At 69.6% G+C, this 22,882-nt stretch carries 27 protein-coding genes; 6 read left to right on the forward strand and 21 right to left on the reverse strand.

The window, feature by feature from the left end; translation table 11 throughout:
• Positions 1 to 7 precede the first annotated feature (7 nt).
• Positions 8 to 721, reverse strand: coding sequence for a response regulator transcription factor (locus tag F8O04_RS09185; protein ID WP_225734941.1), 714 nt, complete (start codon positions 719 to 721; stop codon positions 8 to 10).
• A complete protein-coding gene (locus F8O04_RS09190; RefSeq protein ID WP_158028923.1) occupies positions 718 to 2,019 on the reverse strand; it encodes a sensor histidine kinase in 1,302 nt (433 codons plus the stop codon). Before F8O04_RS09190 ends, F8O04_RS09185 begins: the two co-directional genes overlap by 4 nt.
• A 117-nt stretch (positions 2,020 to 2,136) precedes the next feature.
• On the opposite strand from F8O04_RS09190, the gene F8O04_RS09195 reads away from it, so the two are divergent.
• Positions 2,137 to 3,441, forward strand: a complete 1,305-nt coding sequence (locus F8O04_RS09195) for a Bcr/CflA family efflux MFS transporter (protein WP_158028924.1) — start codon at positions 2,137 to 2,139, stop codon at positions 3,439 to 3,441.
• 61 nt (positions 3,442 to 3,502) lie between these two features.
• Here the strand turns inward: F8O04_RS09195 and F8O04_RS09200 are convergent, their stop codons facing one another.
• The 3 genes from F8O04_RS09200 to F8O04_RS09210 form a co-directional block, all read right to left on the reverse strand.
• Positions 3,503 to 5,095: a DHA2 family efflux MFS transporter permease subunit gene (locus tag F8O04_RS09200; RefSeq protein ID WP_158028925.1), complete on the reverse strand. Its 1,593-nt coding sequence runs from the start codon at positions 5,093 to 5,095 to the stop codon at positions 3,503 to 3,505.
• Between the two features lie 186 nt (positions 5,096 to 5,281).
• A complete protein-coding gene (locus F8O04_RS09205; protein WP_225734942.1) occupies positions 5,282 to 5,629 on the reverse strand; it encodes a branched-chain amino acid transporter permease in 348 nt (115 codons plus the stop codon).
• Positions 5,622 to 6,467 (reverse strand): AzlC family ABC transporter permease, encoded by an 846-nt coding sequence (locus F8O04_RS09210; RefSeq protein WP_158028927.1) that lies wholly within the window; start codon positions 6,465 to 6,467, stop codon positions 5,622 to 5,624. Before F8O04_RS09210 ends, F8O04_RS09205 begins: the two co-directional genes overlap by 8 nt.
• Positions 6,468 to 6,530: 63 nt before the next feature.
• On the opposite strand from F8O04_RS09210, the gene F8O04_RS09215 reads away from it, so the two are divergent.
• The gene (locus F8O04_RS09215) at positions 6,531 to 6,986 is read left to right on the forward strand and encodes an Lrp/AsnC family transcriptional regulator (RefSeq protein WP_158028928.1); all 456 of its coding nucleotides are present in this window, start codon (positions 6,531 to 6,533) and stop codon (positions 6,984 to 6,986) included.
• Positions 6,987 to 7,015: 29 nt separating this feature from the next.
• On the opposite strand, the gene F8O04_RS09220 is transcribed toward F8O04_RS09215, so the two are convergent.
• Positions 7,016 to 7,573, reverse strand: a complete 558-nt coding sequence (locus F8O04_RS09220; RefSeq protein WP_158028929.1) for a hypothetical protein — start codon at positions 7,571 to 7,573, stop codon at positions 7,016 to 7,018.
• Between the two features lie 154 nt (positions 7,574 to 7,727).
• Complete coding sequence (locus tag F8O04_RS09225) at positions 7,728 to 8,054, reverse strand: ArsR/SmtB family transcription factor (RefSeq protein ID WP_158028930.1); 327 nt, start codon at positions 8,052 to 8,054, stop codon at positions 7,728 to 7,730.
• 43 nt (positions 8,055 to 8,097) lie between these two features.
• On the opposite strand from F8O04_RS09225, the gene F8O04_RS09230 reads away from it, so the two are divergent.
• Positions 8,098 to 8,574 carry an SRPBCC domain-containing protein gene (locus tag F8O04_RS09230; protein ID WP_158029187.1) on the forward strand — a complete coding sequence of 159 codons (477 nt, stop codon included), beginning with the start codon at positions 8,098 to 8,100 and terminating at the stop codon, positions 8,572 to 8,574.
• An 89-nt stretch (positions 8,575 to 8,663) separates the two neighbouring features.
• Here the strand turns inward: F8O04_RS09230 and F8O04_RS09235 are convergent, their stop codons facing one another.
• The 12 genes from F8O04_RS09235 to F8O04_RS09290 all read right to left on the reverse strand — a co-directional run bounded on the left by F8O04_RS09235 (position 8,664) and on the right by F8O04_RS09290 (position 17,086).
• Positions 8,664 to 8,900, reverse strand: coding sequence for a hypothetical protein (locus F8O04_RS09235; protein ID WP_158028931.1), 237 nt, complete (start codon positions 8,898 to 8,900; stop codon positions 8,664 to 8,666).
• Positions 8,897 to 9,409, reverse strand: coding sequence for a hypothetical protein (locus tag F8O04_RS09240; protein WP_225734943.1), 513 nt, complete (start codon positions 9,407 to 9,409; stop codon positions 8,897 to 8,899). Before F8O04_RS09240 ends, F8O04_RS09235 begins: the two co-directional genes overlap by 4 nt.
• A gap of 162 nt (positions 9,410 to 9,571) precedes the next feature.
• Positions 9,572 to 10,198: an arsenate-mycothiol transferase ArsC gene (locus F8O04_RS09245; protein ID WP_158028932.1), complete on the reverse strand. Its 627-nt coding sequence runs from the start codon at positions 10,196 to 10,198 to the stop codon at positions 9,572 to 9,574.
• Positions 10,199 to 10,240: 42 nt separating this feature from the next.
• Positions 10,241 to 10,762 (reverse strand): arsenate reductase ArsC, encoded by a 522-nt coding sequence (locus F8O04_RS09250; RefSeq protein WP_158028933.1) that lies wholly within the window; start codon positions 10,760 to 10,762, stop codon positions 10,241 to 10,243.
• Positions 10,763 to 10,814: 52 nt separating this feature from the next.
• The gene (locus F8O04_RS09255; RefSeq protein ID WP_158028934.1) at positions 10,815 to 11,825 is read right to left on the reverse strand and encodes a metalloregulator ArsR/SmtB family transcription factor; all 1,011 of its coding nucleotides are present in this window, start codon (positions 11,823 to 11,825) and stop codon (positions 10,815 to 10,817) included.
• An 81-nt stretch (positions 11,826 to 11,906) separates the two neighbouring features.
• Positions 11,907 to 12,830, reverse strand: a complete 924-nt coding sequence (locus tag F8O04_RS09260) for an ion transporter (RefSeq protein WP_158028935.1) — start codon at positions 12,828 to 12,830, stop codon at positions 11,907 to 11,909.
• Between the two features lie 62 nt (positions 12,831 to 12,892).
• Positions 12,893 to 13,378, reverse strand: a complete 486-nt coding sequence (locus tag F8O04_RS09265) for an FBP domain-containing protein (RefSeq protein WP_158028936.1) — start codon at positions 13,376 to 13,378, stop codon at positions 12,893 to 12,895.
• Between the two features lie 233 nt (positions 13,379 to 13,611).
• Positions 13,612 to 14,445, reverse strand: coding sequence for a CPBP family intramembrane glutamic endopeptidase (locus F8O04_RS09270; RefSeq protein ID WP_158028937.1), 834 nt, complete (start codon positions 14,443 to 14,445; stop codon positions 13,612 to 13,614).
• Positions 14,442 to 15,443, reverse strand: coding sequence for a hypothetical protein (locus tag F8O04_RS09275; protein WP_158028938.1), 1,002 nt, complete (start codon positions 15,441 to 15,443; stop codon positions 14,442 to 14,444). The genes F8O04_RS09270 and F8O04_RS09275 overlap by 4 nt, the downstream gene beginning before the upstream one ends.
• The gene (locus F8O04_RS09280; RefSeq protein WP_158028939.1) at positions 15,436 to 16,080 is read right to left on the reverse strand and encodes a TetR/AcrR family transcriptional regulator; all 645 of its coding nucleotides are present in this window, start codon (positions 16,078 to 16,080) and stop codon (positions 15,436 to 15,438) included. Before F8O04_RS09280 ends, F8O04_RS09275 begins: the two co-directional genes overlap by 8 nt.
• 95 nt (positions 16,081 to 16,175) lie before the next feature.
• On the reverse strand, positions 16,176 to 16,508 hold the full coding sequence (locus F8O04_RS09285) for a VOC family protein (protein ID WP_158028940.1): 333 nt from the start codon (positions 16,506 to 16,508) through the stop codon (positions 16,176 to 16,178).
• A gap of 14 nt (positions 16,509 to 16,522) precedes the next feature.
• A complete protein-coding gene (locus tag F8O04_RS09290) occupies positions 16,523 to 17,086 on the reverse strand; it encodes a dihydrofolate reductase family protein (RefSeq protein WP_158028941.1) in 564 nt (187 codons plus the stop codon).
• A gap of 129 nt (positions 17,087 to 17,215) precedes the next feature.
• On the opposite strand from F8O04_RS09290, the gene F8O04_RS09295 reads away from it, so the two are divergent.
• Positions 17,216 to 17,830 carry a TetR/AcrR family transcriptional regulator gene (locus F8O04_RS09295; protein ID WP_158028942.1) on the forward strand — a complete coding sequence of 205 codons (615 nt, stop codon included), beginning with the start codon at positions 17,216 to 17,218 and terminating at the stop codon, positions 17,828 to 17,830.
• A gap of 115 nt (positions 17,831 to 17,945) precedes the next feature.
• On the opposite strand, the gene F8O04_RS09300 is transcribed toward F8O04_RS09295, so the two are convergent.
• Entirely contained in the window at positions 17,946 to 18,854 is a 909-nt protein-coding gene (locus tag F8O04_RS09300; RefSeq protein WP_158028943.1) for a M48 family metalloprotease, read from the reverse strand.
• Between the two features lie 480 nt (positions 18,855 to 19,334).
• Between F8O04_RS09300 and F8O04_RS09310 the strand changes: the two genes are divergently transcribed.
• Both F8O04_RS09310 and soxR read left to right on the forward strand, forming a co-directional pair.
• Positions 19,335 to 20,864 (forward strand): MFS transporter, encoded by a 1,530-nt coding sequence (locus F8O04_RS09310; RefSeq protein WP_158028944.1) that lies wholly within the window; start codon positions 19,335 to 19,337, stop codon positions 20,862 to 20,864.
• A complete protein-coding gene (gene soxR, locus F8O04_RS09315; protein WP_158028945.1) occupies positions 20,845 to 21,333 on the forward strand; it encodes a redox-sensitive transcriptional activator SoxR in 489 nt (162 codons plus the stop codon). The genes F8O04_RS09310 and soxR overlap by 20 nt, the downstream gene beginning before the upstream one ends.
• Before the next feature lie 25 nt (positions 21,334 to 21,358).
• Here the strand turns inward: soxR and F8O04_RS09320 are convergent, their stop codons facing one another.
• Complete coding sequence (locus F8O04_RS09320; protein ID WP_158028946.1) at positions 21,359 to 22,828, reverse strand: threonine/serine exporter family protein; 1,470 nt, start codon at positions 22,826 to 22,828, stop codon at positions 21,359 to 21,361.
• Positions 22,829 to 22,882: the final 54 nt, after the last annotated feature.

The following is a 22,882-nucleotide window of genomic DNA, read 5'->3' on the forward strand; positions in this document are numbered from 1 at the left end:
CGACCGGCTAGCTCGGCCCCACGCCCTCACCCGGCCGGACGACGCCGTGCTCGTAGGCCCAGATGACGACGTGGATGCGATCGGGAAGCCCCAACTTGGCGAGGATCGACTTCACGTGGGTCTTGACCGTGTTGGTCGTGAGGTAAAGCCGCTCGCCGATCTCGTCGTTCGAGGCCCCAGCGGCAAGCAGCGAGACGACGTCGCGCTCACGCGGCGAGAGCGGGGCCAGGGCGGTGGGTCCGCCGGGTGCGCCCGGACACGCGGGCCCGCCGCCGCTCGCGGCGTGCGCGCGACGAACGTGCTGCAGGAGTGCCGCCGTGGCGCGCGGTGCGACGACGGCATCGCCGTCGTGGACGCGGCAGATGGCGTCGACGAGCTCGGCGGGGCGGGCGTCTTTCGTGAGGAAGCCGGAGGCGCCCGCCTCGATCGCGGCGAACACGTACTCGTCGAGATCAAAGGTCGTGAGCACGAGCACGCGCGTGCGGAGCCGCCCCTCGGCGGCCAGGGCGACGATCTCGCGCGTCGCCTCGATGCCGTTGACCCGCGGCATGCGCACATCCATGAGCGCGACGTCGACGCGGTGCGCACGGCACGCCTCGATCGCGGCGTCGCCGTCGTCGACGTTCGCGATGACGTCGATGCGCTCGTCGGCGCCGAGCACGGTCTCGAGCGACGCGCGGAGCAGCTCCTGATCGTCGGCGATCAGTACCCGCACCGTCACGATGGCACAGGCCTTTCCGGCACCGACGGGTCCGCCTGCCGCGAGCGCGACTCCGTCGCGTCGGCGAGGGGCAAGACCGCTCGCACCGACCATCCCGCGCCACGGTCGATCTCGAGGCGGCCGCCGGCGCGAGCCACCCGTTCGCGCATGCCGATCAGGCCGCGACCGCCGCCAGGGCTGCCGGATGGGCCGCCGCCCCCGTCGTCGGCCACCGCGACCACGAGCTCGCCCGGCCGCCAGTCGACGATGACCTCGACGCGCAGTGGCGGGCGCCGGTGACGAATGGCGTTCGTCAAAGCCTCTTGCACCGTTCGATGGGCCGCGAGCTCTGCATCTCGGGCGATGTGCCGCCGCTGCCCCCGCTCCTCGTACGAGACCGCGGGCCCCTCGCTCTCGGGGCCGCGCGCGCCCTCGACGAGGCTCGCGATGCCGTCGATGCCGGGTGCCGGCGCGAGCGATACCGCGTCGTCCGGCGACTCGAGCACCCGCAGCATGGCCCGCAGGTCGCTCATGCTCGCACGCCCCTGCTCGGCGATGTCGTCGAGCGCGGTCACCGCAGCAGCGGGATCGCGTCGGCCGACCACGCCCCCCGCCTCGGCCCGAGCGATCATGACCGTCATCGAGTGCGCGATCACGTCGTGAAGGTCCCGTGAGATGCGGCGCCGCTCGTCGCCGATCGCCTCACGCACGCGTGCCGACTCGCGCTCGCGCTCGCGCTGCTCGCGCAATCGGGCGAGCCTGCCGAGCGCCCACGCCGCGATGACGCCGGCCGCGAGGCTGCCGGCGGCGATCGCCCGGATGCCGAGGTCGTCGCGCAATGGCCCCTCGCGTGCGACGACCGCGTGCGCCGCCACGATGCCGACGGCGCCGAGCAGGCCGACCGCGAGCGCGGCGCGGCCGAGTCGGGCATCGGTGGCTCGCGCCGCGCCGATGACGATGAGGAGGAACGCGAGGCTCGACGGCAGCATCGCCGCTGAGGCCGCCGCGTCGAACGGCAGCGCCGTGAGGATGAGCATGAGGGCCGCTCCGGCGGCGAGCGCGGCGCGCGGGTGTCGCCAGGCGACGAGCGACGCCACATGCAGCAGCGTCGCGACGCCGATGGTGAGCGGAGGCACCCAGCCTTCGACGTCGCGCGCGGCCTGCAGCACGCTCGCCACCGTGATGGGAAGCGTGAAGGCGGCGAGGGCAATGCCCGAGACGATGTCGACGGGGAAGCCCACGCGCCGCGACGTGTTCAGCGCGGACGCCGAGCCCCATGGCGCAGTGGCGCCACCCGCATCGCCCCTCACCCGCTCCATAACGTCAGTGTGCCAACACCCGCCGACACTCGGCATCACCCGCGCGAGCGGTATGGCTCGGGCGCGCCTCGCAACCGATGAGCGCATCCGCATCTCCTTCGTACGCAGTGTGTTCACGTGAACGCTGTGCGTAGGATCTGGGGAGGCCGCGCCGACGCGGCGTCGAACACGGGGAGCACCGCAGTGGCCGCAGCGAAGGGGAACGGCGAGAATCCCGGCCTCGGCCGCGGCTTGCTGCTCGTACTGGGCCTCCTGATGACGGTCAACCCCGTCGCCGCAAACATGTACCTGGCCGCGCTCGGGCTCATGGCCGCCGACCTCGGCACCACCATCGCGGGCGCCCAGTTCGCGCTCACTGGCTTCCTGCTCGGTGTCGCCTTCGGCCAACTCATCGTTGGCGCCCTCGCCGACAGTCTGGGCCGCCGCCGGGTGCTCCTCGCCGGGCTCACCCTGCTCACGCTGGCGAGCATCGAAGTCGCCCTCGCCCCATCCATCGAACTGCTCGTCGCCGGCCGGGTCGTCCAGGGACTCGGTGCCGCGGCCTCCGTCGTCGTCGCCCGCGCCATCGTCGCCGACATCGCGACCGAAGCCCAGAAGGCCAGCGCGTTCAGCCTTTTGATGGGGATGCTCGCGGTCGGTCCGCTCATCGCCCCGCTCCTCGGCACACTGCTCATGCAGGCCGGCGGCTGGCGGCCCATCTTCGTCGGGCTCGTCGTCATCAGCTCGCTCTACCTGTTCGTCGCGTGGCGGACGGTGCCCGAGACGCTGCGCCCCGAGCGGCGCACGCCGGTGCGGTTCACCCGGCTCCTCGGCAATTACCGGCGACTCGCAGGCGACGGCGCCTACGTCGGCAACGCCCTCGCGATGGCCCTCGGCTTCGCCGCGATGTCGGTGCACGTGAGCGCCTCCTCGTTCATCGCGCAGGATGTGCTCGGCACCGATGAGTGGGGCTTCTCGCTCCTCTACATCTGCTACGCGGCCGCGGTCATGCTCGGCAGCTGGGCCAACGCGCCGCTGTCAACCCGGTTCGGCGCGCGGCGGATGCTCGTCGTCGCCCAGGCCATCGCCATCGCCTCGACGGCGGCCCTCGTCGTGTTCGCGGCGACGGGTGCCCTCAACCCCGCGAACTTCGTCATCTCGATCGTGCTCGCCTCTGGCGCGGGCTCGGCCATCCTCGCGAACGCGACGACGCTGGCCGTCGGCCGGGCCGCGTTCGCGGCCGGCAGCGGAGCCGCCCTGATGGGCTTCACGCAGTTCGCGCTCGGTTCGCTCATCTCGCCCGTCGGCGGCGTCGCCGGCCCGCACACCGCCGTGCCGATGGCGGTTGCCATGTGCGCGTGCTTCGCGGCGAGCCTGCTCGCGGGCGCGGCCGGCTCGTGGTGGGAGCGCCGCAGGCCGGCACCACCCGCGGACACGCGCTGAGGCGCCCGGGCGCACCGGGGCCGCCCCGGCTCGCGCCCCGAACGCCAGGCGCCGACCGCTCCTAGTGCCCGCCGTGCGCGATGGGCGCGGTGCCCTCGGGCTTGCGCACGAACCAGGCGAGCACCACCGGAACGAGCGCGATGCAGAAGGCGGTGAAGAACGCCGCCTGCGCCGCCGGCTCGCCGGCCTCGGGCGTGGCGAGCCCCTCCGCCTCGCCGGCGTGCAGGATGCCGGAGTAGGCCGCGAGCAGCACCGCGACGCCGGCCGCGCCGCCCACCTGCTGCAGCGTGTTCAGCGACGCGGAGCCGTGCGAGTAGAGACGCGGCTCGAGCGAGCCGAGCGACGACGAGAAGAGCGGCGTGAACGCGAGCGCGAGACCGAGCGACATGACCGTCTGGATGGCGAACAGCATCCACACCGGCGTGTGCGCGCCGGCCATCGAATAGCAGAACAGCGAGCCGGCGATGATGATCGTTCCGGGAACGAGCAGCACGCGAGCCCCGACGCGGTCGTAGATCGCGCCGATGACCGGGCCGAGCACGCCCATGAGCAGCGCGCCCGGCATGAGCACGAGACCCGACGTGGTGGAGTCGAGCTGCACGACGTTCTGCAGGTACTGCGGCAGCAACGTGAGGGTGCCGAACATCGACAGCGCGACGATCGCCATGATGACGACGGCGATCGAGAAGTTGCGCGAACGGAACGTGCGCAGGTCGAGCAGCGCCCGCTCGCGTTTCTGCAGCGCGAGCTGCCGCCACACGAAGAGGCCGAGCATCGCGACGCCGATCACGAGCGACGTCACCCCGAGCACGACCGGCGAGACTCCGATGCTGTCGCCGCCCTCGGCCGCGCCACCGTGGCTGCCGAACTGGCTGAGGCCGAAGACGGCGCCACCGAAACCAAGCGCGGAGAGGAAGATCGACAGCACGTCGATCGGCGCCTTGCGCGTCTCGCCGAGGTTGCGCATGAAGATCGCGCCCACGACGAGCGCGATGATCGCGAGCGGGAGCACGAGGCCGAACACCCAACGCCAGTGCAGGTTGTCGAGAATAATGCCGGAGACCGTCGGACCCACCGCCGGCGCGAGCGAGATGACCATGCCGACGAAGCCCATCATGAGCCCGCGGTTCTTTTCGGGCACCACGTTCATGAGCGTGGTCATCAGCAGCGGCAACATGATGCCGGTGCCAAGCGCCTGGACGACGCGGCCCGCGAGCAGCACCACGAACCCGGGGGCGATGGCGCAAATCAGCGTGCCGACCGTGAAGGCGATCATCGCCGCCAGGTAGACCTGGCGCGTGGTGAAGCGCTGAAGCAGGATGCCCGTGATCGGGATGATGACCGCCATCGAGAGCATGAACGCACTCGTGAGCCACTGTCCGAGCTCGGGCGGCAGGCCGAGATCCGCGTTGAGGTGCGGGATCGCAATGCCCATGGTCGTCTCGTTGAGGATCGCGACGAAGGCCGAGATGATCAGCAGGACGACGACCACGAGGTCGCGCGTGTCGAGCCGCGCGGGCGGCCCGGAGCCGGCGCCGCCCTTGCCTGAACTCGCGTGCCGCGCCTCGCCGCCGGATGCCGGCGTCGCCGAGGTCGGCCGCGTGTTGCCGTCTGCACCCTGCACGGGAATTGCGGCGGTGTGGCTGGACGTCATGAGGCCTCCCGAGGAAAGAGTCGCGAGGCGCCGGCGAAGAGGCTCGGCGGATGCGCGAAAAACCGTGCTCAAGAAAGTGAGCAAGGAATAACGATACGCCAAACTGCCCGACCGAGGTAACCGGTCAGTGAATCTCAACCGTGGTGAGTCACGGCGAACGGGGACCGCGCGAGACGCCCGGCGCGCTCAGCCGATGCCGGCCAGGGCCGACGCGAGCGCCACGTAGAGGGCCGTGCCGCCGAACATACTCAGGGTCATGTTGCCGCGCCACAGGTGCAACCCGATCGTCGCGGCCAGGCCGACGACGGCCGGAACGGCCGAGGGCCCGGCCGCCAGCTCGATGTCGCGCACCGTGTACGCCGCGAGGATCACCATGACGCCGACGGGCATGCGCTCGCCGAGGTAGGCGAGCAGCTGGCCGTTGCGCATGGTGCGCAGGATGGCGAACGGCGCCGCCCGCATCGTCCACGTGATCGACGCCGCGACGGCGATGCTCGCGACGATGTACCACGTCGAGGGGCCGAGCTCAGGCACGAGCATCCTCCCCGCGGTCGGGCCCGCCGGCCTCGCCGGGGCCTCCGGCCGCATCAACGGGCGCGCCCGTCCGCGACCGCCGCGCCTTTCCGACGACGTACGACACCACGAGCGCCGCGGTGAACATCGCCAGGCCGATCATGAGCATGTTCTCTCGTGAGATCAGCGCCGCCACGACGGCGCACATGAGCGCGAGCACCGGCAGGGGCAGCGAGCGGCGGACCTTGAACGCTTCGATCGCCAGCACCGTGAACAGGGCGGTAACGGCGAAGTCAAGGCCGATGATCCAGTCGGGAATGACGGTGCCGACGAGGCCGCCGGCCGCGACCGTGCCGACCCAGCCAACATGGAACCCGGCTTGGATGCCGAGGATCTTCGCGCGCGACCATCCGGCCGCGTCGGGAGTCGCGGTGAGCGCGTAGGCCTCGTCGGTGAGCGCGAAGGTGCTGTAGGCCTTCCAGCCCGCGCCCCGCACGCGATGGAGCGGGAAGGTCAGGGCATAGAAGGCGTGGCGGAAGTTCACCATCGCCGCCGTGACGGCGATCTGCGCGAGCGGCGCGGTCGCCGCGATCAGCCCGATCAGCAGGAACTCGAGCGAACCGGCGAAGACGAAGGCGGCCGTGACCGGCCCCCACCACCAGTCGAACCCCGTGTGGACCACGAGCACGCCGAACGCCAGTCCGAGCGGAATCACGCCGACGCAGGCGGGCAGCACGACGCGGATGCCGGCCCCGACCTCGCGCCAGACGCCCCCCGGTGCGCCGGTGGCATGAGCGGATGCTCCCGTCGGAGCATCCGGAGCGTTCACGACGGCCTGCGGTCCGGTGGAATCGGTCATGACGCAAGAATAGAGAGGTCGATGCCCGCGGGGATTGCGCTCTCGCACTGCTATCGTGACGATATGCGCAACGAACGAACGCTAGATGCGCTCGACCGTGAAATTCTTGCTGAACTCGCGAACGACGCCCGGCTGAGCAACACGGAACTCGCGCGCCGGGTCGGCCTCACGGCGGCCCCGTGCCTGCGACGCGTGCAGCGCCTCGAGCGGGACGGCGTGATCCGCGGTTATCACGCCCGCGTCGACGAGCGGCTCGCGGGGCGCGGATTCGAGGTCATCGTCGACGTCGATCTGTCGCGCAACGATCGTGAGACCATCGAGGCGTTCGAGGCGGCGGTCATCGCGGTGCCGGAGATCATCGAGGCACGGCGCATGCTCGGACAGCCCGACTACTACCTTCGCGTGCAGGTGGTCGACACTGAGGACTACGAGCGCCTCACGCTCGACACGCTCTCACGCCTCCCGGCCGTGCGCCGCCTGCTGTCACACCAGACGATGCGGCTCATCAAGGGGTCGTAGCGCAGGTCGGTCGCGGCCACGACCGCGCGTCAGGCGTCACCGGCCTTCGCCCGCGCGTACGCGAGCCACTTCGCGGCGTCGACGACCTCGGCCGAGTCGGCCGGCATCGTCGCTACTCTGCGCTGATAGAGCTCCTCGGCCAGGTCAACCATCTCGTCGTACCGCTCGAGGCGATTGAGGCTGTAGATCCAGACGCTCAGGGTGCTCAGCGTCTTCGGGTCGTCGCGCCCGAGCTCGACCTCGCGCTCGATGTAGGCAATGCCGGCGGCCGCGGCCGCCGCCTCGGCGTCGCCGCACTTGAACCGGGCCCATGCAACCGAAGCGCGGATGTCGGCCACGCGCGCTGGGGACGCCTCGCTCGCGATGAGCAGTTCGAGCTGGCGTTCTCGCTCGGCCGCGGCCTCGGCGTACCGCTCGCGATGGTGGTGCACCTGCGCCCGGATGCCGTGGACCGAGGCGCGCTCGGGCGGCGAAAGGGGCGTCCCGCCCGACGCCGCCCGCGATTCCGCGTCGTCGCAGCGGGCGAGCGCACGGTCGTAGTCGCGCGCATTGACGGCCGCCTGGGCCGCAGCGACATCAAACGCCATTGCCGTCCGTTCCCGATGCGAGGCATCCGGTGCCCGTGCACCGAGAGTTCGAAGCAGCAACGTACCAGCGCACCGCGGTGGCAACTGTGGAGGTGGCTCGACGGTCGCTCGGGAGCCGATGGCGCGCGCGGTGCCGGATACCGGCGCGACCCGGCTATGAGGCACCGAGGTCGTCGAGCAGTTCCACCGCAGCCCGGGCGTACTCCCCGATCCACCGGTCGTGGATGCGCTTGATGGGCATCGGTGCGAGCGTCAGGTGCCGCTCGCGGCCGACCTTGCGGCCGATCACGAGCTCCGCCCGCTCGAGCACGCGGAGGTGCTGCAGCACAGTCGTGCGCTCGAGCCCGGGGAACGCGGCGCAGAGCTCCCCCGTCGTCAGCGTTCCCGGTTTGAGCACGTCGAGCATGCGCCGCCTGGTCGATGAGGAGAGCGCTTTGAACACCGCGTCATCGGCATCCGCCACGTCATCCGTGTCACTCATCTGCGTAGCGGCCTTGACATTCATGTGATAAAAATATCACATGATGTCTGAGCAGAACGATCTCGCCGAACTCTCCTTCACCGTGTCCGGTCACGTCTCCCGCCCTCCCGCAGAGGTCTACGAGGCGGTCGCCGACCCCGACCAGCTCTCGAAGTACTTCACGACGGGCGGCGCTCGCGGACGCCTCGAGCCCGGCGCCGACGTCACGTGGGATTTTGACGACTTCCCGGGCCGGTTCCCCGTCACCGTCGTCGAAGCGACGCCTCCGGATCGGCTCGTCATCGAGTGGGACGCCAAGGCCGCGGCTGCCGGTCGTTCCGTCACGACGACGACGTTCGAGTTCGCGCCGGTCGACGATGGCGCCCGAACCCTCGTCACGATCAGCGAGGCCGCTTGGGAGGTCTCGGCCGACGGATCGCGCAACGCCTTCGACAACTGCATGGGGTGGACGGGCATGTTCGCCGCACTCAAGGCGTGGCTCGAGCACGGCATCAATCTTCGGGAGGGGTTCTACCGCTAAGGGAACCCGAACCAACGCGGGGGCGGCACGGTGGCCGGACGCTCGCTGCCGCTACCGCAGGCAGCGCTTGCTACCGCAGGCAGCGCTTGCTACCGCAAGAACAGATTGACCATGCAGCCGCCCGCACCGACCACGAACAGCGCGAAGATGCCGAGCGTGATCCACGCCTTCGGCGGCAGATTCTCGGGGGCCTCCTCGAGCTCGCGGGCGACCTCGGCCGCGCGCAGATCGGCCAGATCGCGCTCGGTGGCTGCTGCATTGCCGGCGGCAGCCACGTCACCGCGGTCGGCAGATCCCGGCGCGTCGCGGCCGGCGACGCCGGTCACAGGGCGCTCCCCAGGCGAGCGATGTCGGAGACGAGCGAGACGGCGAGCACCGCGAAGACGAACGCAATGAACCCCGTGTACATCCAGCGGGAGCGGTGGTCGGAGATCCAGAACCGCCGCACGCTGTAGACCCCGGTGACGAAGGCCACGAGGCACAGCGCGATGCCGATCGGTGCCGCGAACCACTCGGCGAGGCCAGCGATCGGCACGATGATCGGCACGAACAGATACATGACGATGCACCGGACGCCCGAAACGATCAACGAGGTGCGAAACGCCCCGTGGGCCGCGTCGTCATGGCGCTTGGAGGGCGCGATCTCGGGTATCCGCAGGAGGCGCCGCATGAATCGGTCGGCCGGCGAGTCGCTCCGGGGCTGCCGCTGAGGCGAAGACGGTCCCGCCGCGATGCGTGCCGACGGCGTGATCGCATCGGCGGCCGCGGCGTCGATGTCACCGCTCCCGGCCGTGCCATCGGCGACCTCCTGCGTCACAGCATCCTGTCCGCTCACGCACGTGCCTCCCTCGCGCTCGCGATCGCGTTCTGGGGCTCAGGCGGAGCACCGCAATCGCGCGCGCCCAGTCTACGTCGCGTAGAACTGGGCGTGCTGCGCCTCCCCCGTGGCCGACGCCACCACGGGCACGGGCCCGCCGATCGACCCGGCGGCGACCATCTACGCCGGAGCAAGCTCCGCCGCAAGGCGCTCGACCCGGTGCCGCAGCTCCGCGCGCACGTCGCGCACACCCCCGAGATCGAGCTCGGCGGGGTCGGCGATCGGCCAGTCTTCGTAGCGCTTTCCCGGGTAGACGGGGCAGGCGTCGCCGCATCCCATCGTGATCACGACGTCGGATGCCCGCACGACGTCATCGGTGAGCGGCTTCGGAAACTCGTGGCTGACATCCGCGCCGATCTCGCTCAGCGCTTCCTGCACGTGCGGAAGAATCTCTTCGCCGGGTTGCGACCCGGCGGAGCGAACGACGATCCGCTCCCCCGCAATGAGACGCATCATCGCCGCAGCCATCTGCGACCGGCCGGAATTGCCGACGCAGAGGAAGAGCACTTCCGGGTGCGGCTTGGCCACGAGCCCCTTGGACGTCGCGAGGGCGGTCAGGCGGTCCTTTGCGAACTTCTCCGCGAGCGCGGGCACGTGATCGGTGATTCGCGCGGTACGCATGAGGCTCGCATACGACTCGAAGACGACTCGTTCGACCGTCTCGGCGGCCACGATGCCGTCGAAGCGTGCGGTGAGGCGCTCGGCTGCGCGCTCAAGGACTCGCTGGGGATCAAGCAGACTGGTCATGGACGGTGTCCCTTCTCATGCGCTGAGCCCTGCTGAGCTCAGTCAGTCCCTGCCGACGCCGGCGTCGGCCTCGACCGGCGCGATCTCGTCGAGCAGCTGCTCGACGCGCCCGCGGATCTCGTCACGGATGATCCGGACGGTGTCGATGCCCTGCCCGGACGGGTCTTGGAGATCCCAGTCCTCGTAACGCTTGCCGGGGAAGATCGGGCAGGCGTCGCCGCAGCCCATCGTGATCACCACGTCGGACTCGCGAACGGCGTCGACCGTGAGCACCTTGGGCGCATTGCCGGCGATATCGACACCGACCTCCGCCATCGCCTCGACGGCGACCGGGTTGACCTGTTCTTTCGGTGCCGATCCGGCGGACATCACTTCGACGCGGTCACCAGCGAGCGACTGCAGCCAACCCGCCGCCATCTGCGATCGGCCCGCGTTGTGCACGCACACGAACAGCACTGTCGGCACGGCGGGGCTCGCGGAGGCTGTCGTCGCGTCAGTGGCGTCGCCGGCGGCGGCGTCAGCGGATGCTTGGGTCCGGTCAGTCTCGTCACGCGAAGTGGTCATACAGAAAGCATAGACACACATCTATGCTTCGGCGAAGTCGGCGTGTCGAGTTTTACGACGCCGGCTCCTCGGCACCTGCGACCCCGGCACCCGCCGCGCCACCCGCATCCACGCCACCCATGACCTCGAACAGCAGCGCACGAACGCGCGCTTCGACCTCGTCGCGAATGCCACGCACATCCTCGAGCGGGAGTTCATGCGGGTCCGGCAGGTCCCAGTCGAGATATCGGCGCCCCGGGTACACCGGGCATGCATCGCCGCAGCCCATGGTGACGATCACGTCGGCGGCTCGCACCGCCTCGTCCGTCAACGGCTTCGGAAACTCGTCACCGACAGGAACCCCGATCTCGGCGAGTGCGCGGACGACCCCGGCCGACAGCTCGGGCGCCGGCTCGGAGCCGGCCGACTGCACGATCACCCGGTCGCCGGCAAGCTGCCGCATGATCCCGGCCGCAAGCTGCGAGCGCCCTGCGTTGCGCACGCAGACGAAGAGCATTGAGACCGAAGCGCGCCCGGGAGTCCCCATGCCGGTGCGCGCCGCCGACGCGCCGCTCGTGCGCGCGATCGATTCGAGCCGGGAGGCCGCGAAGACCACGGCCCTGGGCCCGAGCGGCCCCCCGGCACCGTCTCCCGCGCGACGCTCGAGCAGTTGGAGGCTCTCGTCGAGGAGCGCGGCGACGGTCTCGCGCGAGTGCACGCCGCGGAAGCGCTCGCACAGCCGTTCGACCGCGCGGTCCCGATCGAACGGCACCGTTCCGCGCGCGACGTTGCCTGCCGCGGCACCCGTGCCGGCCTGGGCGGTTGTCGCCGCCACGAGCCCGGCGATGCGATCGCGCTCGTCGGCGACGAGCGAGTACCAGACGCGCCGCCCCTCCTTCTCGGGGAGGACGAGCCCGGCCTCGCGCAGCCGGGCGAGGTGGTGGCTCACCGTCGGCTGCCGGAGCCCGAGCGCGTCGGCGAGCGCCGTCACCGAGGCCCGGCCGCCGGGCGCATCCAGCAGCAGGCGGGCGATTCGGGACCGGGTCGAGTCGGCGAGCACCGCGAACGGGGCGACGTGAGCCATGGGGCAACTCTATGCGTCGCGCCCCGGCCTATCCGCGGCCGCGGGAGGGACGCCTCCGCACCTCAGGCCACGGCGGCACCGTCACGACCGCTCCGGCGGACCCTTCTGCTCACGCAGCAGGGCGAGCGCCTCGGAGAGATCCGTCTGTAGGGCGTCGACCTGACCCCGCAGCTCCCGGATCTCGTCGTGGGACTCGACCGACGCCTTCTCGCCCTCGGGCTCATCCGGCCACGCCTCGGGGTTCTCGCGCAGATGCTGCATCGAGTCGACGATGACGGCGACGAAAAGGTTGAGGACCGTGAAGGCGGACAGCACGATGAACGGCACGAAGAACGCCCACGCGAGCGGGTAGATCTCCATGACGGGCCGCACGATGCCCATCGACCAGCTCTCGAGCGTCATGATCTGGAAGAGGCTGTAGGCCGAGGCGCCCACGTTGCCGAACCACTCGGGGAACGACTGCCCGAAGAGCGACGTGGCCATGACGGCACCCACGTAGAAGATGAGCACGAGCAGCGTGCCGATCGAGGCGAGCCCGGGGATGGCACCCGCGAGCGCCTCGATGACGAAGCGCAGCCGTTTGACGAGCGAGATGAGGCGCAGCACACGCAGGGTACGGAGTACGGCGATCCCGCCGGCGTCGGGGATGAGCGCGATCGCGACGATGATGAAATCGAACACGTTCCAGCCCGAACGGAAGAATCGTCCGCCCTTGCCGAAGAGCTTCAGCACGATCTCGACCACGAACACGACGAGGCACGACGTGTCGAGCACGGCCAGCAGCGTGTGGCCAAGGCCATCACCCCAACTGGTGGTCTGCAGGCCGAGGATGGCCGCATTGGCGAGGATGACCCCGACGATCACGCGCTGCACCACGTCGCTCTCGACGAAGGCGTCGACGCGGGCGCGGATGCCGTCTCGGTTCGGCGGCGCCGGCGACGGTTGGAGCACTGTGGGCGACCCGCCGGTGGCGGCTCCCTGCGAACCTGGCGACGCGTTGTCCATGCTCAACTTCTTCCCCGCACGCCGGTCGTGCGGATTACAGAATAGTGACGCGGCGCGCGCGTTCAGTCGCGCGCGACCGAGGCGATGAACGTCGCGACCCGCTCGCGGAGGGACGCAATGCGTTCCTGGCGCGCGGCTTCACGGTCGAAACCGGCGTAGGCCGCCGGCGGCAGCTTGCGCACGTTGTCGTTGCACTCGAAGCGCTGACAGATGTACGTGCCCTTGCTGTCGCCGCGACGACCGGCCGCGCCGCCTCGGCGTGCGCTGAACAGCACCACGTCGTTCGGCAGCGTCACGTCGTTGCACCACGAGCAGAGGGTCCGCCTGCGGGGCGACGACTCGGTCTGGCGCAGCACGAGGCCGACGGGTTCGTCGTCGACAACGGCGACAACGTAGCCGACGAGCGGCAGCCTTGGGTCGCGCCAGCCGAGGTAGTCGACGTGTTCCCAGTCGATCGTCGACGGGTCGGGGAGGACGATGTTCTTTCGTTCGCGCACGGAGACGTTGGCGAACGACGCCCGGATGCGGGCGTCATCGAGGGACAGCATGGTGGTTCCTTTGCGAATGGGGTGAGCGAGAGGGATGCCCGCACCGCCGTTCAATCCCGTCAGGCGACGCGAATGAGGGTGCGGAGAAGCGCAGGGAGCCGGGCGGTCTCGGCCCAGTCCCCGCTGTCGTCGCGGTCACTCACCGACGCAGCGCGCGTCGATGACCCCCTGACTGCCCGTAACGGGCGCTCGCAAAATCACGTCAGGCATCTTACGCCACCGCAGCGCGCGGTTCAGCGCGCGGCGGGCAGTGCCGGGGTCACGATGCGTGGGGTTCCGGTGGTGGAGACGAGGATGGCGGCAGCGGTGAACGGGATGACGCCGAGGGCGAGCATTGCGGCTCCCGTGCCGCCGGTGAAGTGGACGACCTCATGGGTGAGGACGAGTTGCGACCCGGTTTGGAAGGCGGCGTGGAACCCGACGGGCATCCACACCGATCCCGTGGTCATGCGGAGGTAGCCGAACCCGATTCCCATCGAGAGGAAGAGCGAGAGGTCGACCGGGTTCCAGTTCTGCCGGAGCGCCCCGGCGACGAGCGTGAAGAGGAGCGCTTGGATGACGATGACCCACCATCCGCGGGCGACGGCGCCCAATGCCGTGGTGACGTAACCGCGGAACACGGCCTCTTCGGGGAGCGCTTCCGTGAGCAGCACGGCGAGGAGGAGCAGCAGGACGGTCTGTGCCACCTCGGCGGTCTCAGCGGTCACGGTCAGCGGGGCGCCGAGGAGTGCGAAGACCCCGAACGCGGCGCCGGCGGGAACCGTCCAGACGAGGGCGCCCCACAGCACGAGGCGCCAGCCGGTGCGGATGCTCGTCACCCCGGCGTCGCGCATCCGCTTGCCATCGGCCTTTCGAATCAGCAGCGCGATCACGAACAGCGACACAGCGCTGATCCCGACGCCCACGGCGATCCTGCCCGCCAGGGTGATCGGATCCGAGGGGTCACTCGTGGCGGGCATGAGCAACACCATGATCGCGAGGGCTGCGCCGAGCGGAAGCACGGCAAGGGCGATCCGCCACGCCGTGGAGGCGAGGCGCTGAGGCAGCGGCGTGGGCGAGGGAGTCACGGCGTGCTTCCTCCATATCGCTCGGCGATCGCCCGGTAGGCGCGTTTGGGGGTCCAGGTGCCGTCGGCGTGCGCCGCGACGATGCCGTAGCTCGCGAGGTCGAGGTCGCGGCCCGGTTCCCGGGAGGTGGTGAGTGCGGGCTCGCTGAAGCCCCAGACGAAGGTTCCGTCGACCCCCGCACGATCGAATGTGTCGAGAAGCTCAGTCAGGTAGTCGGCCTGTTCCTGCTCGTCGCGGACCAGCCTCCGGGGCACGACCAGCTCCGTGCGCCCGCCAAGCACGCCGGCCGCCATCGAGGCCTTGTCGGCGGCGCCCCGATAGGTACACGAGCCGAACTCGAAGATGTATGCGGGCTTGCCGTGCGCGTGCGCTCCCTCGACGATGGCGTGGATGTCGTCCTCGAACCGCCACGCGTTTCGAGCATCCCGATAGCGGTCGGCGCCGACGACGTCGAAGATCGACCAGTCGGGGCGCTCCCACTCGCCGGCACCGTAGGAGATCGGTCCGCCGAAGCGTTCGCGCGCGTCGCCGACGAGTTCACCGAGCAGACGCCGAAGCCTCCGATTCGCGAGGGGTATCAACGGGAACGTCACCGGCAGGAGCATTCCCCTCGTCCAGAAGGTCGGGCCGGGGAGCAGGCCCGACGCCGACAGTGTGAGCTCGCAACCGACCACGAGTCCGCTCGTTGCACCCTCGGCGCGAAGCCGCTCGGCACTGGCGGCGGCGGCCCGGACGGCTTCGCGCAGCTCCCCGATTGGCCGGTCGAACGGGCGTGGCTGCAGCCAGACCGCGAGCCCTTCCTCGGCCGCGAGGCGGGCCGCGACGTCGAGGCGCTCAGCGTGGCTGGCCATGATCAGCACGGCATCGCAACCGAGCTCTGCGCGAATGGCCTGGAAGTCGCGACGCGCGTGCTCCTCGGTGAAGCCGGGGTTGCTGTCGAAGCTCTTCTCATAGATCACGCCGGCGTCGTACCCGATGCCGCGCACGGGCTCAGACATGAGCCACCCCCAGGGCTCGGAAGAGGAACGGCAGCGCGTGCGCGCGGAGCTCGCCGAGGTCGGATTGCGGGGCGCGCTGCACGAGGGTGATCGCGCGATCGAGCACGCTCTCCGCCAGCCCGGTCGCGACCCCAATCGGCATCGTGCGGAACGTGCCGTCCTCCATTCCCGCGGCCAGGATGCTGCGGAGCAGGGCGGTGTCCTGGTCGTCTTCGATGAGGTAGAGGGGTGTCCCGTCGGCGGTGCGGTGCGAGATCACGATCTCCACGGCGGCGACGATCGCGTGCCGGTCGGCGTCGACGTGCGCGAGGTACGCCTCGGCGTACGCCCGGAGGCGCGCCGCGGGGCTCTCGACGCCGTCGACGGAGGTGAGGACGGCCTCCCCAAGGGCGGCGAAGACCGTCTCGACGAGCTCGAGCAGGAGCGCCTCTTTCGAGGCGAAGTAGTAGACCACCGCGCTCTTCGCGATGTTCGCCCGCTTCGCGATCTCCGCGAGCGACGCGCGGTGGTAGCCGATCTCATTCACGGTCGCGACCGCCGCGTCGATCAGCTGGCGGCGGCGAGCCGTCTCGATGAAGGAACGCCCTGCCGTTGGAGCCTTCGAAGGGGCTCGCCTCTCGGTGGCATCAGAACACATGGACTGATTTTAGAACAGTCGGTCCAACATGTCACGGCTGCGGCACCGCCGGGGCTTCCCGTCACGCCTCGATGACGACCGGTCCCATGGGACGATCAGGATCCGATGAAGACCACCCGATTGCCGTCAGGATCGGTGAGCGGCAGAATACGCGCCCCGCCGCCGGGCTGCGGTCCGTCGTGATCGGCGCCGGCAGCAGTCGCTCGTACGGCAGCGGCATCGAGATCGGTTTCACCGAGCACGACGCTCGAGCGCCCGGCCCGGTCGGGTTCGGACCAGACCTGCATGCCGGCGGAATCACCGAGGTGCCACTCGATCAGGCCCGGCATGGGACGCGAATCGGGTTCGCGCTCGAACAGGATCGAGTACCACCGCTCGGCGCGGTCGAGGTCGGTAACGGTGCATTGGGCGAGCACTCGGTGAATCATGGAGTTCTCCTTCGTCAGAGCGGCCGGTAGCGGGTGAGGACGACACCCGAACGGAACGGCTTGGTCTCCAGCAGCTCCAGCCGGGGGACGACGTAGCCGTCGGGGAAGAGCCGCCGGCCACGTCCCTGCACCGAGGGATAAACGAAGAGTCGGTACTCGTCGACCAGCCCAGACGGGATGAGTGCGTGCACGAGGCTGATGCTGCCGGTGCAGACGATGTCCTGTCCATCCGTCCCCTTGAGGTTGCGCACCTCCTCGACCGGATCGCCGGTGAGCACCACCGAACGCTCCCAGTCTGGATCGTCCAGGGTCGAACTCACGACGTACTTGGTCACCCTGTTCAGGGTCTCAGTGACGCCGGTGCGGTCCTCGGTCTGGTGCGGCCAATAGCCGCGCATGTCCTCGAACGTTTTCCGGCCGAAGAGCACGGCGTCGTTGGTGGCGTCTTGCCGGGTCATCTCCTCGATGAGGTCGTCCTCGTCGTTCTCAGCCTCGGCCGAGAACCAGGGCTCGAGCATCTCGATCGACCCGTCGAGAGTGACGTTCTCGGTCACAATCAGCTTGCGCCTGAAGCTCACGGTGGCCTCCCTTCATCGCGGCAATTGGCAACGGCCCGTCAGTCCGTCGACTCGCGGAATCGCAATGTTCACGGCGTACACATTGACGCTAGGGTGACCCCGGGCCCAGGTCAAGATCTAGGAGAATCCATGCAGGAACCGCGGAGCAGGTATCACCACGGTGATCTGCGGGCCTCGCTGATCGCGACAGGCTTGGAGCTCACCCGCACCGGGGGGCCGGACGCGCTGCGACTGCGGGAGGTCGCCCGGTGGGTCGGGGTCTCCCCGAACGCGGCCTACCGGCACTTCGCCAATCACCAAGCCCTCATCGCCGCCGTCGCCGCCGAAGTCCAAGACCGGATGGCCCAGGGTATGCGCAAGCAGGCGGCGACCGACCACGTGGAGAGCCCTGCCGCTCGGTCGGTCGCGCGGCTCCGTGGCGTCGGGCTCGGTTACGTCGGCTTCGCGCTCGAAGAACCCGGATGGTTCCGGCTCGCGTTCTTCGCGCCGGGCGACGTCGAACGCCCCGATGGCCGGATGCCGCCGCCGCTGACGCTCTTGCACGAGGCGCTCGACGACCTTGCGGCGGCCGGCGTGATCGACTCGAAGCGACGAAAAGGGGCGGAGTGGTCGTGCTGGTCGACCGTGCACGGCTTGGCCGAGCTGGCCATCCATGGGCCGCTGCGGCATCTCCCCCGCGACGAGGCACGCGCGATCGCCGAACGCGCCGTCGACGACATCATCGCGGGCGTCCTCCGCCCGTGACGTGCATTCGCGCTCCGCTCCGACCCACGGACGGCATCCGTCACCGGACCGCGTTCCTGGCCGCCCTCGAGTTCGACGGCAACCAGAATCGCGGGGCCGACACCGCCTGGGATCGTCAGCGCATGAGGTCGAATGTGCGCATTGGTCGATCCGTGACCGTTCGGCCTGCGCGGTGGCCGGCGAGCTCGCGCAGCCGCCGGACACGGTCGGCGGTGGGCGGATGCGTGCGGAACATGGCGGCCATGCCGCCACCGGCCAGCGGGTTGGCGATCATCAGATGGGCTTGCGCGGCCAACGACCCGTCGGCGGCCACGGGCATCGACCGCGTACCATACTCGATCTTCTCCAGGGCGCTGGCGAGGGCGAGCGGGTCGCCCGAGAGGTGGGCACCATCTGCGTCGGCCTGGTACTCGCGGCTGCGGCTGATCGCCAGCTGGATCAGGCCCGCGGCGACCGGACCGAGAACGAGCATGAGCAGGGTCGCCAGCGGGTTGGGCGCATCCTCGTCGTCCGAGCCCAGGGGCAGGAACAGGGCGAGATTGGCCAGCGAGGTGACGATGCCGGCCAGCGCGGCTGCCACGCTGGAGATCAGGATGTCCCGGTTACCGACGTGGGACAACTCGTGGGCAAGCACGGCGCGCAGCTCCCGCGGGCTCAGCATGCGCAGGAGGCCCTCGGTCACGCAGACCGCGGCGTGCTCGGGGTCGCGGCCGGTCGCGAACGCATTCGGCTGCGCCAGGCGACTCACGTAGAGCCGGGGCATGGGCTGCCCCGCCTCGGCGGCCAGCTCGCGCACCATCGCGTGCAGTTGCGGTGCCTGCCACGGGCTGACCGGCTGGGCAGCCATGGCGCGCAGCGCGATCCGGTCTGAGGCGAAATAGGCGATGCCGTTCATCACCAGCGACAGCACCGTCGCCACGATCAGCCCGCTGCTCCCGCCGATGCCGTATCCGGCCACGAGGATCAGCGCGGTCAACAGGCCGAGCAGCACCGCCGTCTTGAGTCCGTTGTACGAACGGCGCATCACAGGTCTCCCTTCTTGTCACTCTCCTTCGTTCGCGTGGACGTGCGCCGCGCCCGCCGCACGCGTTCACCGTCAAGAAACGCGACCCGACTCGATCGCATTCCGTAAGGTTGAGCGCACTCGGCTCAATATGCCAGTGGGATGCGCTGCACCGGGCGGTGCGAAGAACGCGCGAGACGTGCGCCATGCAACTCCCCTCAGACCTCGTCGGGCCGTGAGGAGTACTTCTCCGGTGTTTACGAGCGGACCGTCCTCGACGGTGCAGGCCACTTCCCGCAGCGAACGGCGGCGGACGACGTCAGTCGACTGCCCACACGGTTCCTGACCGAGCACGCCGCTCAGAGGCCGTGAGCAGTCCTCGACTCGAGCCCAGGCCTCCGCAGTCCACCGGGGCGGCTTTCGGGGCTTGACCTCAACCGAAGTTGAAGTGCTGAAGTGGCGAGGTCGATGCGAGAAGGCCACGACCGAAGGGGCGTTCACATGGAATCTCGACCCACCAGCACCGCCGCGCGGGCGTCACGCGAAGGCGCGGCTCGCCGGCCTTCGCGACTCACGCTGCCAGTCGTCCTTGTCGGCGTCGCGCTCGTAGCGATGTCCATCTCCGGAACCGCGATCGCACTGCCGAGCATCGGCCAGGACCTTTCCGCTTCGGGTTCGGCATTGAACTGGGTCGTAGCCGGATACAACCTCTCGTTCGCCGCGATGACCCTGGTCGCGGGCGCAGCATCAGACCGCGTCGGCCGACGTCGGATATTTATCGTTGCCGCGGTCGTGTTCTCCGCGGGATTCTCGGCGACGGCGTTGGCTCCATCGATTCTGGTTCTGGATATCGCGCGAATCATCTCCGGTATCGGCGGCGCCGGAGTGATGGCCGCAGGCGGCGCCATTCTGGCGTCAAGTTACGCAGGGGCTGCACGGAACCGGGCCTTCGCGTTCATGGGAACGATGGCCGGCGTCGGCATCGCCATAGGCCCGACGTTGGTCGGCGGCCTGATCTCTCTCGCGGGCTGGCGCGGCAGCTTCGTCACGTTCGCCGTCCTCGGCGCACTCATTGCCTGCGGGGCGAGTCGCCTGCAAGAATCGCGCGCCGACCGCATTCGGACCGACTGGATCGGGAGTTCGCTGTTCGTCGCGACGCTGAGCGCGTTCATGCTCGCCCTTCTCGAAGGCCCGGACGTCGGCTGGGCCCACCCGATGACCGTGAGCGCGTTCGCCATCGGCGGGTTGGCGTTCATTTCCTTCGTGATCGCGCAGCTCCGGAGTGCGGCTCCCGTGCTCGCCCCCGAACTTGTGCGTGAACGCGGCTTCATGGGCTGGTGCTTAGCGACGTTGACGACCTCGATCGGCTTTCTCGGTGCGCTGGTGTTCCTGCCTACCTACTTGCAGGCTGTTGCGGGGAGCACGCCCGCGGCGGCGGGCCTGACGATGCTGCTGTTGACCGCGCCGGTACTCGTCGCCCCGGTGCTCGCCGTCACCCTGGTCAATCGCGGCGTCTCGGCGCGACGACTGATTCTGACGGCGCTCGTTCTGGTCGTGGCCGGCAACTTCGGTTTGCTGCTGCTTGGGCCCGAGCACACCACCGCGCTCGTCACCGTCCCGCTGCTGCTGATCGGGATCGGCATGGGCGCATCATTCGGCATCACCGATGGCCAGGCGATGTCCCTTGTCCCTGCGCGCCTCGTCGGCACCGCCGCGGGATTCCTCAATACGCTCCGCGGCGCCGCCGAAGCGCTGGTGATCGCCGTGTTCAGTGCAATGCTCCTCGCATTCCTCACCATCCGGCTCGGTGACTCCGATCGTGCAGCCCGGGTCGCCGCAGGCGATCTCAGTTCCATCAACGGCCACGACTACGGTATTGAGGTCGATGCATTCACGGTTTCGTGGCATTTCACGCAACTCGGTATCGGTGCCGTCTGCCTTCTCTTATCCGTCGCCGTCGCCCTCCTCCTTTTGTCACCTCAGCGCTCCATCCCGGAAAAAGTAGACCGTCATGCACCACACCCACGATGAGGTCGGCATACCCCCGGCCGGCCGCCCCGACCCGTCAGAGACGCTGACCATCGGCGACGTCACGCGACGAACCGGGGTGTCGGCCTCCGCGTTGCACTTCTATGAGCGCAAGGGCCTGATCTCGAGCGTGCGAACGTCATCGAATCAACGCGCATATCCTCGGCACATGCTCCGCCGCATTTCGCTGATTCTTGTCGCCAAACGACTCGGCATACCCCTCGCCGATGTCGCGCGAGTCTTCAGCCGCCTGCCCACCGAGCACGCACCAACGCACGAGGATTGGCAACGCGTCTCCCGCGCGTGGAAGCGCCAGCTCGAAGAACGTCGGCGACAAATCGAGTCGCTTGAGCGAGAGCTCACCGGATGCATCGGCTGCGGGTGCCTCTCCATGCGAGCCTGCCTGCTGCTCAATCCCGACGACGCCCTCCAAGCACGGGGACCGGGACCCGTGCGCGTGCAACGTCAGTGACGGCCGCGCGGCGAGCGACATCGACTCAACGTGGTGGCGACGCATCCCGCCCCTTGCCTCGACGGGGCGCGAATGGCATCCGGCCCCCCAGATTCGCGCCCGCCGCGGAAGATCGGCCGACGCGCAGCCCGTCGATGGTGCGGCCCAGGGGCGAGCCGACGAAGAGGCCGAGGGTTGCGCCCGCGGCGAGTGCGATGCCCACCATGCCGGCGGTGATGAGCGACGAGGCCGCATCGAGGGACTGCGCGATATCGCCGCCCGACTCGATGACCCCGAGCAGGCCTCGGAAGACGGCGGCGCCGGGCACGAGCGGCAGGATGGCCGCGGTCGTCACGGCCACAGATGGCACGTGCAGGCGGTGCGCCATCAGGGCGCCGATGACGCTGGCGATGAGCGCGCCGACGAAGCTCGCGGGCGCCTGTTCGAGACCCGTGGCGCTCGCGGCCGCGAACCCCGCCCACGCGACGGTACCGAGCAGGGCGCTCACGACGACGACCCCGAATCCGGCGCCGTTGGTCACGGCAACGGCGATGGCCACGAGCACGGCGCCCGCGAACTGGGCGGGCAGCGGCCCGAACGGCAGCGACTCGCTCGGGGGGTCCATACCCACGCCGAACATTCGGGCAAGTTCGAGGCCGACGAGGATGCCCAGTACCACGCCGAGCGTCTGCACCGTGAGATCCAGGATGCGCCCACCAGCGGTGAGCGAGAAACCGTCGATCGCGTCTTGTGCGGCGCCGACGACCGCGAGACCGGCGAGCATGAGCACGATGCCGGAGGAGACGACGATAGATGCGCGCACGTCGACGAACGGTTCGATGCCCGCGCGGGCGAGCATGGCCGTCGTCACGGTCACGGCCGTCAGCACGAAGGCGCCGGCGATCTGGCTGAAGAACAGGGGCACTTGCAGCCGAGCGAGGCCGAGCTGCGTGAGGGCGACGGCGAGCGCCGCGAAAAACGTGACGGCGAGGATGAGCCACGAGGCGCCGAACATCATGCCGACGCCGACCGCGAGCAGCGCCTGCGACAGCACGACCACGAGCGGGCGGTACCGAGCCGGGGTGCGCCGGATGCGGTGAAACTGCGTACGCGCCTCCCCCAGCTCGAGCCCCGCTTCGACGTCGCGCACGAGCGCCTGCAGCGCCTGCAGCTTCGAGTGGTCGGGCACAGCCAAGCGCACGACCCGCATGAGCGTGATGGGCCAGTCATCGCCGTGCCGGTGGTCCGATACTGTGACCGAGTTGTAGGTCACGTCGACGTGCACATTCTCGAGCCCGTAGGCGCGCGCGATGCGCAGGACGGCGAGCACGACCTCCTTCGCTGATGCGCCGGCCGAGAGCATGACTTCGGCGACGCGCATCGCCAAGTCCATGATGCCCACGGCCATCGCGTCGTCGATAACGGTAAGCACGCCTGTCGGAGTGCGCTCAGAGGCATCCGTGTGGATTGCCCGGCGCAGCGTGTCGATCATCCGCCGGCCACGTTCACGAACCATTCCTCCATGATCCCCGACGCCGCGACGCACCACCATCATCCGCACGGGACGCGC

Source organism: Pseudoclavibacter endophyticus (assembly GCF_008831085.1).
GTDB classification, from domain to species: Bacteria; Actinomycetota; Actinomycetes; order Actinomycetales; family Microbacteriaceae; genus Pseudoclavibacter; species Pseudoclavibacter endophyticus.

Excerpts from the sequence above, each read along its gene's own strand:
- F8O04_RS09220 (WP_158028929.1), bottom strand. The coding sequence starts at position 7,573 with ATGGCGTTTGATGTCGCTGCGGCCCAGGCGGCCGTCAATGCGCGCGAC.
- F8O04_RS09320 (WP_158028946.1), bottom strand. The coding sequence starts at position 22,828 with ATGGTTCGTGAACGTGGCCGGCGGATGATCGACACGCTGCGCCGGGCA.
- soxR (WP_158028945.1), top strand. The coding sequence starts at position 20,845 with ATGCACCACACCCACGATGAGGTCGGCATACCCCCGGCCGGCCGCCCC.
- F8O04_RS09200 (WP_158028925.1), bottom strand. The coding sequence starts at position 5,095 with ATGACGTCCAGCCACACCGCCGCAATTCCCGTGCAGGGTGCAGACGGC.
- F8O04_RS09285 (WP_158028940.1), bottom strand. The coding sequence starts at position 16,508 with ATGATTCACCGAGTGCTCGCCCAATGCACCGTTACCGACCTCGACCGC.
- F8O04_RS09300 (WP_158028943.1), bottom strand. The coding sequence starts at position 18,854 with ATGCGCCGTTCGTACAACGGACTCAAGACGGCGGTGCTGCTCGGCCTG.
- F8O04_RS09295 (WP_158028942.1), top strand. The coding sequence starts at position 17,216 with ATGCAGGAACCGCGGAGCAGGTATCACCACGGTGATCTGCGGGCCTCG.
- F8O04_RS09245 (WP_158028932.1), bottom strand. The coding sequence starts at position 10,198 with ATGACCAGTCTGCTTGATCCCCAGCGAGTCCTTGAGCGCGCAGCCGAG.
- F8O04_RS09275 (WP_158028938.1), bottom strand. The coding sequence starts at position 15,443 with ATGTCTGAGCCCGTGCGCGGCATCGGGTACGACGCCGGCGTGATCTAT.
- F8O04_RS09265 (WP_158028936.1), bottom strand. The coding sequence starts at position 13,378 with ATGCTGTCCCTCGATGACGCCCGCATCCGGGCGTCGTTCGCCAACGTC.
- F8O04_RS09210 (WP_158028927.1), bottom strand. The coding sequence starts at position 6,467 with ATGACCGATTCCACCGGACCGCAGGCCGTCGTGAACGCTCCGGATGCT.
- F8O04_RS09190 (WP_158028923.1), bottom strand. The coding sequence starts at position 2,019 with ATGGAGCGGGTGAGGGGCGATGCGGGTGGCGCCACTGCGCCATGGGGC.
- F8O04_RS09215 (WP_158028928.1), top strand. The coding sequence starts at position 6,531 with ATGCGCAACGAACGAACGCTAGATGCGCTCGACCGTGAAATTCTTGCT.
- F8O04_RS09310 (WP_158028944.1), top strand. The coding sequence starts at position 19,335 with ATGGAATCTCGACCCACCAGCACCGCCGCGCGGGCGTCACGCGAAGGC.
- F8O04_RS09260 (WP_158028935.1), bottom strand. The coding sequence starts at position 12,830 with ATGGACAACGCGTCGCCAGGTTCGCAGGGAGCCGCCACCGGCGGGTCG.
- F8O04_RS09250 (WP_158028933.1), bottom strand. The coding sequence starts at position 10,762 with ATGACCACTTCGCGTGACGAGACTGACCGGACCCAAGCATCCGCTGAC.
- F8O04_RS09225 (WP_158028930.1), bottom strand. The coding sequence starts at position 8,054 with ATGAGTGACACGGATGACGTGGCGGATGCCGATGACGCGGTGTTCAAA.
- F8O04_RS09280 (WP_158028939.1), bottom strand. The coding sequence starts at position 16,080 with ATGTGTTCTGATGCCACCGAGAGGCGAGCCCCTTCGAAGGCTCCAACG.
- F8O04_RS09230 (WP_158029187.1), top strand. The coding sequence starts at position 8,098 with ATGTCTGAGCAGAACGATCTCGCCGAACTCTCCTTCACCGTGTCCGGT.
- F8O04_RS09255 (WP_158028934.1), bottom strand. The coding sequence starts at position 11,825 with ATGGCTCACGTCGCCCCGTTCGCGGTGCTCGCCGACTCGACCCGGTCC.